This is a genomic window from Kocuria atrinae C3-8 (assembly GCF_000286355.1).
Lineage (GTDB): Bacteria > Actinomycetota > Actinomycetes > Actinomycetales > Micrococcaceae > Kocuria > Kocuria atrinae_A.
Map to the genome: position 1 here is coordinate 1 of NZ_AJXN01000118.1, position 12,188 is coordinate 12,188.

Annotated in this window: 13 protein-coding genes and 2 pseudogenes; 4 read left to right on the forward strand and 11 right to left on the reverse strand. The window is 65.5% G+C overall.

The features are described 5' to 3' along the window. The coding region (locus YO9_RS18555) for a glycosyltransferase (protein ID WP_223286527.1) at positions 1-193 on the reverse strand (193 nt) is incomplete at its 3' end. Then, the gene (locus YO9_RS0112535) at positions 166-1,128 is read right to left on the reverse strand and encodes a glycosyltransferase (RefSeq protein ID WP_016997799.1); all 963 of its coding nucleotides are present in this window, start codon (positions 1,126-1,128) and stop codon (positions 166-168) included. The genes YO9_RS0112535 and YO9_RS18555, both read right to left, overlap by 28 nt. Positions 1,129-1,209: 81 nt before the next feature. Between YO9_RS0112535 and alr the strand changes: the two genes are divergently transcribed. The 4 genes and pseudogenes from alr (at position 1,210) to tsaD (ending at position 5,621) form a co-directional block, all read left to right on the forward strand. Next, entirely contained in the window at positions 1,210-3,222 is a 2,013-nt protein-coding gene (gene alr / locus YO9_RS0112540; RefSeq protein WP_396350769.1) for an alanine racemase, read from the forward strand. A 117-nt stretch (positions 3,223-3,339) separates the two neighbouring features. Next, positions 3,340-4,019: pseudogene (tsaB, locus tag YO9_RS0112545) on the forward strand (tRNA (adenosine(37)-N6)-threonylcarbamoyltransferase complex dimerization subunit type 1 TsaB). Then, complete coding sequence (locus YO9_RS0112550; RefSeq protein WP_317259831.1) at positions 4,016-4,480, forward strand: GNAT family N-acetyltransferase; 465 nt, start codon at positions 4,016-4,018, stop codon at positions 4,478-4,480. The pseudogene tsaB and the gene YO9_RS0112550 overlap by 4 nt, the downstream one beginning before the upstream one ends. A gap of 63 nt (positions 4,481-4,543) precedes the next feature. Further along, positions 4,544-5,621, forward strand: a pseudogene (gene tsaD, locus YO9_RS0112555) (tRNA (adenosine(37)-N6)-threonylcarbamoyltransferase complex transferase subunit TsaD). Positions 5,622-5,707: 86 nt separating this feature from the next. Here the strand turns inward: tsaD and YO9_RS0112560 are convergent. From YO9_RS0112560 to YO9_RS0112585, 9 genes are all read right to left on the reverse strand, one after another. Continuing rightward, a complete protein-coding gene (locus YO9_RS0112560) occupies positions 5,708-6,856 on the reverse strand; it encodes a glutamate--cysteine ligase (protein ID WP_016997801.1) in 1,149 nt (382 codons plus the stop codon). A 96-nt stretch (positions 6,857-6,952) separates the two neighbouring features. Beyond that, positions 6,953-8,215 (reverse strand): THUMP-like domain-containing protein, encoded by a 1,263-nt coding sequence (locus YO9_RS0112565; RefSeq protein WP_016997802.1) that lies wholly within the window; start codon positions 8,213-8,215, stop codon positions 6,953-6,955. A 31-nt stretch (positions 8,216-8,246) separates the two neighbouring features. Next, complete coding sequence (locus YO9_RS20975) at positions 8,247-8,609, reverse strand: ATP-binding cassette domain-containing protein (protein WP_016997803.1); 363 nt, start codon at positions 8,607-8,609, stop codon at positions 8,247-8,249. A gap of 35 nt (positions 8,610-8,644) precedes the next feature. After that, positions 8,645-9,004 carry an ATP-binding cassette domain-containing protein gene (locus tag YO9_RS20980; RefSeq protein WP_016997804.1) on the reverse strand — a complete coding sequence of 120 codons (360 nt, stop codon included), beginning with the start codon at positions 9,002-9,004 and terminating at the stop codon, positions 8,645-8,647. Then, positions 9,001-9,639 (reverse strand): iron chelate uptake ABC transporter family permease subunit, encoded by a 639-nt coding sequence (locus YO9_RS20150; RefSeq protein ID WP_262925690.1) that lies wholly within the window; start codon positions 9,637-9,639, stop codon positions 9,001-9,003. The genes YO9_RS20980 and YO9_RS20150 overlap by 4 nt, the downstream gene beginning before the upstream one ends. Beyond that, on the reverse strand, positions 9,546-10,022 hold the full coding sequence (locus tag YO9_RS20155; RefSeq protein WP_262925691.1) for an iron chelate uptake ABC transporter family permease subunit: 477 nt from the start codon (positions 10,020-10,022) through the stop codon (positions 9,546-9,548). Before YO9_RS20155 ends, YO9_RS20150 begins: the two co-directional genes overlap by 94 nt. Next, positions 10,022-10,267, reverse strand: a complete 246-nt coding sequence (locus tag YO9_RS20160) for an iron chelate uptake ABC transporter family permease subunit (RefSeq protein ID WP_262925692.1) — start codon at positions 10,265-10,267, stop codon at positions 10,022-10,024. Before YO9_RS20160 ends, YO9_RS20155 begins: the two co-directional genes overlap by 1 nt. Positions 10,268-10,284: 17 nt before the next feature. After that, the gene (locus YO9_RS0112580) at positions 10,285-10,977 is read right to left on the reverse strand and encodes an iron chelate uptake ABC transporter family permease subunit (protein WP_262925693.1); all 693 of its coding nucleotides are present in this window, start codon (positions 10,975-10,977) and stop codon (positions 10,285-10,287) included. A 157-nt stretch (positions 10,978-11,134) separates the two neighbouring features. Beyond that, positions 11,135-12,097, reverse strand: a complete 963-nt coding sequence (locus YO9_RS0112585) for a siderophore ABC transporter substrate-binding protein (protein WP_223286528.1) — start codon at positions 12,095-12,097, stop codon at positions 11,135-11,137. Positions 12,098-12,188: the final 91 nt, after the last annotated feature.

A 12,188-nucleotide genomic window follows, 5' to 3' on the forward strand; every position in this document is an offset into this window, starting at 1 on the left:
GGGTGCGCCCGGGCACCAACCACCCCGTGCGATCCGCCTCCACTGCGTAGCGCAGCCCGTCCACATCGGTCGCGAGGACCGGGGTGCCGCAGGCCTGCGCTTCCAGGGCGACCAAGCCGAAGGTCTCGGAGGAGGAGGGCATGGCCACCGCATCTGCAGAGCGCATCAGATCGGCCAGTTCGTGGGATGGCATGGACCCTGGAATTCGACGACATCTGCCACGCGGTACTCATCCACCAGCCGGTGTAATTCCGCCAGGAAATCCGGTGAACCCACACCCGCGAGGATCAGTCGCACGGCGCAGTCAGGATGCTGCTGACGCAGGAGACCCATAGCGGCCACCAGAATCTGCGGTCCTTTGAGGGGTTGCATGCGACCTGCACAGAGCACCGTGAACGGGCGTGCTTCTCTCGCTTCTGAGGAGGACGCTACGGGAGTGGAGGATTCACACGGCGCTGCCGAGCCAGCAGGGGACGCGGATTTCACAGCCGGATAGAAGATCTCCGGATCCACCCCCGGTGGGATCACCCGGATCCGGTCCCGAGAGGCTCCGTAGAGCTCCACCATGTGATCGGCCTCGGCGGGTGTGTTGACCACCAGCGTGCAGGAGCTGGCGACGAGCTCCTGCTCGGCGCGCTCGCGGGACACGGGTTCTGGGTTCTCACCCGGACCGGCCCGCAGGTTCTTCACGGCGGCTGAGGTGTGGAGTGTGAGCATCAGAGGAATCTTGAGAGCCTCACAGACTTCACGGGCCGCAACCCCGGACAACCAGTAGTGGGCGTGCACGAGGCAGGGAGCGGCGGCGTCGTCGTTGTAAAAAGAGGCGAGCGCACGACCGAACTCCACGGCAAATTCTGGAAGCTGCTCCTTGGATGCGGTAGCCGCACCGGGAACCGCCACGGACAGTAGGCGGAGACCGTCGGACAACGAAGTGGCCGAGACGCCCGCGGGGTGTGAAGCGTCCCGGTCGAGCGTGGCCATGTCCACCGCCCAACCCCGCTGGGACAGCGACCGGGCCAGGTGCAGCACGTACACGTTCATACCGCCGGCGTCGCCGGAGCCGGGCTGGTCCACGGGCGAGGTGTGCATGCTCACGAGCAGCACGCGCGGCGGGGTCTGTTGGGGCACGCGACCAGCCTAGCGGGAAGCATTGCGGCACGGAGCGGTAGTGAACGGTCGAGAACGCCCCGGGCGCGCAGAACAGGCACAATGGAGGGCGTGAGTGTAACTACATCGTGGCAGTCCGAAGAACCCAGTGAGCGCAGCGCGGTCATCGACCTCTCCGCGGTGTGGCACAACGTGGTCCGAATAACTCAGTTGGCGCGCGGGCGGAAGCTGATCGCCGTGGTCAAGGCGGACGGCTACGGCCACGGCGCGCCCGAGGTGGCCCGCACCGCGCTCTCGGCCGGTGCGGACATGCTGGGCACCGCGCACGTGAGCGAGGCACTCGAGCTCCGCTACGCGGGGATCACCGCGCCCGTGCTGTCGTGGCTGCACACCACGAGCACCGACTTCTTCGAGGCGCTCGAACACAACGTTTCTCTGGGCATCAGCGGCTGGGAGCTCGACGCCGTGCTCACCGCTGCCCGCCAGACCGGCAAGACGGCCACGCTGCACCTCAAGATCGACACCGGTCTGGGCCGCAACGGGTCCACCGCCGGTCAGTGGCCGGACCTCGTGGAGCGCGTGGTGGCCGCCCGGGACGAGGGCTTGGTCCACGTGGAGGGCATTTTCACGCACCTGTCGGTGGCGGACGAACCCGACCGCGGTGACGAGACCATGGAGCAGCTCAACGCACTGACCGATGCCGTGCGGATCGCGCGCAAGGCCGGGCTGAAACCAACCATGATCCACGCCGCCAACACCCCCGCGCTGCTGTCGGCCGATCAGCTCGAGGACCCCGACTACATCCTGCGCGACGCCGTGCGCATCGGTCTGGGCATCTACGGATTGAGCCCGTTCGAGGACCGCACTCCCAAGGATTTCGGCCTGATTCCCGCCATGACCCTGCGCACGCGCGTGGCCAACGTCAAGGCCGTCCCCGGGGGCCACGGTGTCTCCTACGGCCTCACCTACCGCACGGAAGCACCCACCCACCTTGCGCTCATCCCGCTGGGCTACGCCGACGGCGTTCCCCGCATTGCGACCGGAGCTCCCGTCTACATCGGGGGCAGGGTCTACCCCGTGGTCGGTCGGATCGCCATGGACCAGTGCGTGATCGACCTGGCCCAGGGCACCACCGTGACACCCGAAGGCATCCCCGCGGGTACGCCCGTGGTCGACGAGTCGGTGGATCCGATGGTGCACATCGGTGACGAGGCGATTTTGTTCGGCGCCGGTGACTACCCCTCCGCAACGGAATGGGCGGACGCTTCCGGGAGCATCAACTACGAAATCGTCACGCGGGTCTCACCGCGTGTGCCGCGTGAGTACACCAGCCACAGCCACCTGACCCTGGGGGACGTGACCGTGTCCCGTAGCGCGAGCGCCCTGGCCGCGCACAGCCTGCCGCAGGATCCCCGACCCACCCGCGATTCGTCGGGGGAGTCCTACACCCAGCCCAACTGGACGCTGACCCGGTACCCGGCGTCCGCGGAAGAAACCCAGATCATCGCGCAGAAGCTCGCCGCCCACCTGAAGGCCGGGGATCTGCTCATGCTCAACGGCGAACTGGGAGCAGGCAAGACCACCTTCACACAGGGCCTCGGCGCGGGACTGGGCGTGCGCGACGGGATCATCTCGCCCACGTTCGTGCTGTCCCGCCAACACCCGAATCTGCCGGACGGACCCAACCCCGGTGGGCCGGATCTGGTGCACGTTGACGCCTACCGTTTGGACACCTCCGCGGACATCGACAACATCGACCTCGAAGACACCGTGGAATCCAGCGTGACCGTGGTGGAGTGGGGCACGGGCAAGGTGGAGCACCTGAGCGAATCGCGCCTGGTCATCGACATCGTGCGGCCTCGCGGGGCGGTGGGAGCGCCGTCGGCGGCCTTTGCCCTGAACTACGAGATCAACCAGAGCGCGGGCGAAACCGAGCAGGCGGCGGCGGATAGCAAGAAGTCGGAGACGGAAGAGCCCAAGGAACGCCAGGACCTCTCGATCGCGATCGACGCCCTCAACGACGAGTGGGACGAGGACGAGCAGGACACGGACGAACCGCGCACCATCATCATGCGCGGCTACGGTCCCCGCTGGTTCGAGCGTCTGGATCTCTGAGAGAACCTGGGCTCCTAGCGGTCTGGGCCCGTGGATCAAGCCGCGCTAATTGTTTGACCCCGTGGTCCGCGCCACGGAGGCCGATCGCGCATGAGCGGCGGGGCTTAGACTGTTCGGGTGCTTGTGCTGAGTCTGGATTCGTCGTCCATTGCGTCCGCGGCGCTGACCCGTAACGGGGAGGTGCTCGCGGAATTCGCCACCCAGGACACCCGTTCCCACGCAGAGGCCCTGGCCCCGGCCGTCTACAACCTGCTGGGACAAGCGGACGTAGAACCGGCACAGCTGAAGGCCATCCTGGTGGGCACCGGCCCCGGTCCGTTCACGGGTCTGCGTGCCGGTCTGGTGAGCGGCCGCACGTTTGGCTTCGCGTGGAATCTTCCCGTGTACGGCCTGTGCTCCCTGGACGCGCTGGCCCATCGGGCGGCACAGGCACCACGGAGGGAACCGAGTTCCTGGTCGCGACCGATGCCCGCCGCAAGGAGCTCTACTGGGGCCGTTACGAGGTGCACGAGGACGGCCACGGCCGCTTCGCTCGCTCCGTGGACGGCCCGCAGGTCACCGCCCCCGAGGGTCTCCCGAAGCTGCCGGTCTACGGCTCCGGCGCCGGACTGTATGCCGATCAACTGCCACAGGCGGTGGCGGAATCCACCGACTGGCAGCCCACCGCTGCCGATCTTTCCCGCGCCGCCTGGGCGCTGCAGGAGCGCGGTACGGAGCTGAGCACGGACACGTCCCCGCTGTACCTGCGCGAATCGGATGCCAAGGTGCCGGTGCAACGCAAGAAGGCACTGCGGTGACCGGACACCGAGCGGCCGGGGGAGCGGCGTCGTCGTTGCCGGAAGGCTATGCCCTGCGACCCATGCAACCCGCGGATCTGGACGAGGTCTACGCGCTGGAGACCGCGCTGTTTCCGGAGGACGCGTGGCCGCGCCGCATGTTCGACGAGGAACTGGCCCACCCCACTCGGCAGTACTGGGTGCTCACGCGTGAGCAGGAGATCGTGGGCTACGCGGGCATGATGTGCATCCCGCCGGTCGCGGACGTCCAGACCATTGCCGTGGCCACGGGGCACGAGGGCAAGGGCCTGGGCAGCGCACTGCTGCGCACCCTGCACCAGGCCGCACTCCACAGCCAAGCACCGAAATCCTGCTGGAGGTGCGCTCGGACAACCACCGGGCGCAAGGGCTGTACCAGCGCTTCGGCTATGAACACATTCACACCCGCCCCGGCTACTACGGGGACGGTCATGACGCGCTGATCATGCGCTGCGAGCTGGTCCCGGCCGGGCCGCCGCAGCGCAGCGCGGACGGAAGGACCATTCATGGCAACCGCTGAACCACTCGTGCTGGGCATCGAATCCTCGTGCGACGAAACGGGCGTGGGGATCGTGCGCGGCACCGAGCTGCTGACCAACACGGTCTCCTCGTCCATGGACGAACACGTGCGCTTCGGCGGCGTGATCCCCGAGATTGCCTCGCGCGCGCACCTCGAGGCGTTCGTACCCACGTTGCAGGCCGCTCTCGACGACGCCGGCGTGACGCTCGACGAGATCGACGCCATCGCCGTGACCTCCGGACCCGGTCTGGCCGGCGCGCTCATGGTGGGCGTTGCCGCGGCCAAGGCGCTCGCGGTCGCCACGGAAAAACCGCTCTACGCGATCAACCACCTGGTCGCCACGTGAGCGTGGGATTGCTTGATGACAATGACGAACTGCCCGACAACCTGGGCGCGCTGCTCGTCTCGGGCGGTCACACCGAAATTCTCTCGGTTCCGGACATCACCGGTGACGTCCGATTGCTGGGCGCGACGATCGACGACGCCGCCGGCGAGGCCTACGACAAAGTCGCCCGGCTGCTCGGGCTGGGTTATCCCGGGGGACCGGCCATCGACAAGGCGGCCCGGGACGGGGATCCCAACGCGTTCCGATTCCCGCGCGGACTGACCGCCGGGAAGTACATGGGTTCGGCCGAGAAGCCCGGATCGCACCGCTACGACATGTCCTTCTCGGGACTCAAGACCGCGGTGGCCCGAGTGGTGGAGACCTACGAAGCCTCCGGACAGCCGGTACCGGTGGCGGACGTCGCTGCGTCCTTCCAGGAATCCGTGGTGGACGTGATTTCCCGAAAGACCGTGCTCGCATGCACCGAGAACTCGATCGACACACTGCTCATGGGTGGCGGCGTGGCCGCGAACTCGCGGTTGCGGGCGTTGGTGACCGAACGCTGCAATGCCCGGGGCATCGAGGTGATCGTGCCGCCGCTGAGCCTGTGCACCGACAACGGGGCCATGGTGGCCGCGCTCGGGCGCGGTTGGTGGCCGAAGGCCGTCCCGCAACCGGGATTGTGTTCACCGCGGATCCGGGGCTGCCGGTGTCCACGGTGTCGATGGGTGCGGCGTAAGGCCCACTTGACTCGGGAGCGTGTGCCGCGCTGATAGGCCCGCCCCGGTCGGGACGATGCTCGCCGAGCGTGCCCGAGGGAGTAGCTCAGCCCACCGAGTTCCGGTTGCGCTCGACAATGTCCAGGACCACGGCGCGCAGGTCGCCGTTGTGTTCCTTGGCCACGCGCTGCTGCCGCTGATACCCGGCACCGTGACGAATGATGTCGTTCACGCGCGCGAGCTCATCACTGCAACTGAGGTCCGCGGCAATGGGTTCCAGCTTGTTGAGGATCTCGGTGAGGTCCTCGGTGACCAGGCGTTCGTCGCTCTGCGCATTCTGAATGATGATGGCGTCCAGACCGTAGCGGGCCGCGCGCCACTTGTTCTCCTGGTGGTGCCACGGCGGCATGGTGGGAATGGTGCCGCCGTCGTTGAGGGTGCGGGAGAAGGATTCCACGAGGCACTGCGTCAAGGCGGTCAGAGCGCTCACGTCGTGCAGGGTGGAGGGTCCGTCGCACACGCGCATTTCCACAGTGCCGAAACGCGGAACGGGTCGAATGTCCCAGCGATTCTCCGAGTCATCCTCGATCACGCCGGTGGTCAGCAGATCCTGTACGTAGGACTCGTACTCGTCCCAGGTCTTGAACTGGAACGGCAGTCCCGCGGTGGGTAGCTGCTGGAACACCTGGGAACGGTGTGACGCGTAGCCGGTGTCATGACCGCACCAGTACGGCGAGTTGGCGGAGAGGGCCAGCAGATGAGGGTAGTAGTTCAGCAACCCCTCGAGAACCGGCAGGGCCTTGGACCTGTGATCCACGCCCACGTGCACGTGCAGACCGTAGATCACCATCTGGCGGCCCCAATACTGCGCGCGGTCCACCACTTTGTAGTAGCGCTCCTTGTCCACCACGGCCTGGTCCTGCCACTCCGAGAACGGATGGGTTCCCGCGGCGAAGATCTCCAGCCCCTCGGGATCGGCGACCTTGCGGATCTCGTCCGAGGTCAACTTCAGCTGCGCGGTGGCCTCTTCCACGGAATGGCAGACTCCCGTGACCATTTCCACGGTGTTCTGCAGGAACTCGCCGGTTACGCGGGGGTGGTTGCCGTCCTCGCCCATTTCCGGGTTGTCGGCTATGACGGCTTCGAGGACTTCCTGGCCGCGGGGTTCCAGCTCGCCCGTTTCGCGATCAACCAGGGCGATCTCCCATTCGACGCCCAACGAGGAGCGTTCGGAAGAAACGAAATCAATGTGCACGGCAGTGGTCCTCTCATGGGTGCACCGGGGATGTCCCGCCGTCCATGAGCGAGTCCGGGAGTTCTTCACCGAATCTCGCACTGCTGAGCGGGTACTTCAGTGTACGGGTTCAACCACCAGCGCCACGCGACGTTCTTTCCCATGTTCTTGCAAACGTGTCATCACGAGCATGGCCTTCTCGGAACCGCGGGGCGCCAGCTGTTTCCTGAGCTGTTCAGGGGTGACGTCCGTGCCGCGCTTCTTGATGTTCAGTGTGCCCACGTTGTGATCCCGCACCCACTTCTTGAGGGTCTTCACGTTGTGGGGGAGCACCTCGCGCACGCGATACGCCGTGGCCAACGGGCTCTCGTGCAGTTCATCGCCGGACAAGTAGGCGATGGTCGGGTGGATCAGGTGCGCGTTCAACTGCTGCGCCAGATCGGTGACCAACCCCGCGCGGATCACGGCGCCGTCGGGCTCGTAGAGGTATTCAGCCACCTCACCCAGCAGGTCCCCTTCGGGAGCGGGGGACTCCCAGCTTTCGGAGGTCAGTTCCGCGGCGGTCGCGGAACCATCCGCGCGCGAATCCAGGACGAGCGCGGCACGGGCCACGTTCGGGCGGCGCACCGCGTTGAACCACAGCACCACCTCGACCACATCGCCGTGATCGGAAACCCACTGTGCCTCGGCGTTACCCGGCACCTGATCGTGGGGAATTCCGGGGCCCAGCTTGGCTCCCACGGCCAGGCCCTGATCGGCCAGCCCCGTCACGAAGGACAGCGGCGGCGAAAACGCCTCGGGGTCGAAGACACGCTGGGTGCGCCCCGAGCCGGTGACCCGACGCGCGGGATCCAGCCATACGCCGTCGGGCGCGCCGTTCTCAAGGTCGGAAGAATCGAGGGTTTCGACATCGCCGCACACCACGTTCGCGTTGGGCCACCCGGTGAGGTTGACCGTAGCGACGGCGGCGGTCAGCTCGTCCTTCTCGACGGCGGTCACGGTGCGTTCCAGGGCGGCCAGGGCCAGGGAATCCGCACCGATACCGCAGCCGAGATCGGCCACGTGGGTGAGGTCCGCCTGGGCGAAGCGGCGGGCGTGTAGGGCGGCCACCGACCAGCGGGTGGCCTGTTCCAGGCCGTTGCGTGTGAAGACCATGTGCTGAGCGAACTCGCCGAATTTGGCCTTGGCCTGAGTGCGCAGCTTGGCCTGCGTGAGGGCGGCGGAAACCAACTCGGGGGAGTAGCCTTCCGCGCGCAGCGACTCGGACAGCTTCAGCGAGCGCTCGGGATCGTAGGCCCCGATCGAGTCGACCAGGTGCAGTCCCTGGGGCGTGAGGAGCTGGGCGAGGGCGTGCATCTCGGCATCGGCGGGGGAATTCACGGTTCCATCACATCACGAGCGGGCCCGCTGGTCACATGTAGTACATGCCCACGTGGTGGCCGTTGATGACCTCCACGCGAATATCCATGTCGTAGATGTCGCGCAAGATGTCCGGCTGCATGATCTCTGCGGGTGCGCCCTGGCAGACCAGTGCGCCCTCCTTCATGGCCAGGATGCGGTCCGAATAGCACGAGGCGAAGTTGATGTCGTGAATCACCAGGATCACGGTCTTGCCGAGCTCATGGGTCATGCGCCGCAGGAGCTTCATCATCTCCACGGAGTGCTTCATGTCCAGGTTATTGAGGGGCTCGTCCAGGAGCACGTAGTCCGTGTCCTGGGCGATCACCATGGCGATGAACACGCGCTGCCGTTGACCGCCGGACAGCTCGTCCACGTAGCGGTCCTCGAACTCGGTGAGGTTCAGGTAGTTCAGGCGCGATCGATGTGCTCGGCGTCCTCGGGCCGGAGGCGACCCTTCGAATGCGGGAACCGGCCGAAGCCCACCAGATCGCGCACCGTGAGGCGAACCGTGAGCGTATTCTCCTGGCGCAGGATGGAGAGTTTCTTGGCCAGCTGGTCCGAGGGGGTGTTGAGCACGTCGTGTTCGTCCACGAACACTGACCCGTCATCCATGTTGACCAGTCGGGCGATCATGGACAGCGCGGTGGACTTACCCGCGCCGTTGGCGCCGATGATCGAAACCACCCCACCGGGTTCGATCTGTGCGGAGACATGATCCACCACGGTGGTCTCGCCATATTTCTTGGTGAGACCGGATAGCTCAATCACTTGATGGACCCTCTCAACAACAGGAACAAGAACAACAACCCACCGCAGAACTCAATCACAATGGACAGCGCGGTATCGAATGCGAACACGCGCTCAAGGATCAATTGTCCGCCCACGAGCGCCACAATGCCCAGGAGCACGGAGATCGGCAGGATCCAGGCGTGGCGGAAGGTGCGGCACAGGGCATAGGCCAGGTTGGCCACGATCAGGCCGAAGAACGTAATGGTGCCCACCAAAGCGGTGCACACGCCCACGAAGATCGAGCAGACGATCAACACGGTGGTCACGGTGCGGGTGTGGTTGATACCCAGGCTGATCGAGGTGTCACGACCCAGGGACAGCACGTCGAAACGACGCCGCATCACGATCAGCGGAATGGAGGCTGTGGCGATGATGGCCACCGAGATTCGCAGTAGTCCCAGGTCCACGCCGGTGAAGGACGCGAACATGGAATCCTGCAGCACCATGAATTCGCTGGGATCCAGCAGACGTTGCAGCAGCGAAGAAATGCCGCGGAACAGCGTGCCGAACACGATGCCGATCAGCAGTACCAGGTGCAGGGACAGGCCGGAGCCCGTGAACAGCCAGCGGTACATGATGGCCGCGAAGAGCACCATGAGCCCCAGTTCCAACATAAACAGTGGGTAGGTACCAGCTGGGTACGTCCCACCGTGCCGATCACGAAGATCAGCACGGTCTGGATCAGCATGAACAGGGAATCGAAGCCCATGATGGAGGGCGTCAGAATCCTGTTGGACGTGACCGTCTGGAACAGCACGGTGGAGACACCCACACAGAAGGCGACCAGGACCATGGTGAACACACGGTTGGCGCGGCGGGGGAGCACGTAGGCGGCGTTGGCATCCAGACCCAGGAACAAGTACAGGCCGATGCACACGAGAGCCAGGGCACCGATGAGGGCGGTGACCACGGCGGGTGACACGGAGCGCACGACAAAGCGTTTGCGCTTCTGCTGGATCGCGTTGGGGACCGGCAGAGCGGCGGATTTGGGGGTCATCAGGAACGAGCTCGCTTCCGCAACAGCATGGCCAAGAAGATTGCAGCGCCCACCACGGCCACCACGGTTCCCACGGGAATTTCGAACGGGTAGCGGATCACGCGACCCACGATGTCGCACACGAGCACGAAGCCCGCGCCGAAGATACCCACCCATGGAACGGACCGGCGCATGTTGTCACCGATCATCAGGGACACGATATTGGGGACCACCAGACCCAAGAACGGGATGGAGCCGATGGTCACAACCACCACGGCGGAGATCAGGCCACGATGGTCATGCCCAGCGCCATGATGCGCTTGTAATTCACGCCGAGGGTCGTGGAGACGTCCTGGCCCATACCGGCCACGGTGAAGCGGTCAGCGGCTATGTACCCGATCAGGGTCAGTGCGGCTACGAGCCACAGCAGCTCGTAGCGGCCCTTGATCACGCCGGAGAAGTCGCCGATCATCCAGGTGTTGAGCGTCTGCAGCAGGTTGAAGCGGTACGCGAAGAATGTGGTGATCGCGGCGATCACGTTGCCCAGCATGATGCCGACCAACGGCACGAGCAGTGCGTTGCGCAGCGGGATCTTCTGCAGCACGGCCAGGAACAGGGCGGTACCGCCCACGGCGAAGACCGCGGCCACGCCCATCTTGCCGAGCAGCGGTGCGCTCGGGATCAGCACGGTGACGGTCAGCAGGCCCAGGGAGGCGGACTCCACGGTGCCGACCGTGGAAGGCTCCACAAATTTATTGCGCGCCATCTGCTGCATGATCAGGCCGGCCACGGCCATGGCCATACCGGCCAGGACCACGGAAATGGTGCGCGGGAAACGGGAGACCGAAAGGAGGTGGAAGGACTCTTGGAGTCCGGCGGTGTCCCCGCCGGCCACCTGACGCATCAGGGTGGCCGGCGTGACATCCGCGACGCCCACGAACGTTGAGATCACTGCCAGGATGAATACCGCGATCACGGCAATCACCAGGCACCGTTGGAGCGCAGCGCTCGTCTGAAGGGTCCGGGCCTTCCGGCCTGGTCTTTGCGACCGTTTGCTCCGGGTTTTACAGCGGGTTGAGGTTCGGGAGCCGAACCACCGCCGCCGGTGTTCTCAGGTGCGTGAGCGATGGTGCTCACTTCAAGCTGTCCTGAATTTCAGTGATCATCTTGGGGAAGTTGTTCAGGCCGGGGCCCACGATGTACCACGCGGAGGGATCCAGGTAGGTGATCTGGTCTTCCTTGGCGGCGGTGGTCTGATTGACCAGGTCGTTGTCCAGGACCTGCTGAGCAGCCTGACCGGATTCGCCCTGGCCCACGGCCACGTCACGGTCGATCACGAACAGGCGGTCCGGGTTGGCCTCGGAGATGGCCTCGAAGGACAGGGACTCACCGTGGGTGCCCTCGGACTGCACGTCGCCTGCGGGCTCGACACCCAGGGTGTCGAAGATGATGTTGCCGAAGCGCGAGCCCGGGCCGTAGGCGTTGACTTCACCGGCGTTGGTCATCAGGAACATTCCGGATCCGGCGTCAGCGGCGGCTTCCTTGGTGTCAGCAATCTGCTGGTCCACGTCAGAGAGCTTCTCCTCGACCTCGGATTCCTTGCCCAGGATCTGGCCGATGGTCTCCGACTGCTTCTTGAAGGAAGCGACCGGATCCTTCTGGTCCATGGTCAGGTCCACGGTGGGCGCGATTTCGGAAAACTCGTCGTAGAAGTCCGCGGTGCGGCCGGAAATGATGATCAGGTCCGGGTTGGCAGCCGAAATGGCCTCCATGTCCGGTTCCTTCATGCCACCGGCGTTGACGTACTTCTCGTCCTGGTACTTCTCGAAATCGTCCGGCAGGGATGCGGGCTTGGGCAGGCCGTCGACCTCTTCGCCCAGGGCCTCGAAGCTGTCGATGACGCCCAGGTCCATGGAGATCACGGTCTCGGGGTTCTTGGGAACCTCGGTGGTGCCCTGCACGTGCTCGACGGTCACGGTTTCGTTCGACGAGTTCTCGTCGGAGGAGTCGCCAGCGGCCTCGGTGGAGCAACCGGTGAGGGCGAGCAGGCCACCTGCGGTGAGCAGTGCCATGGCCTTGGGGCTGATGCGGTTCATGTCGTTCCTCAAGTATTCAGGGAAGGTGCGGGTCGTGCGGCCGCGCAAACCCGGCGGCGATGCCAGATAGGGGACGACGGCGCCGTCGTCC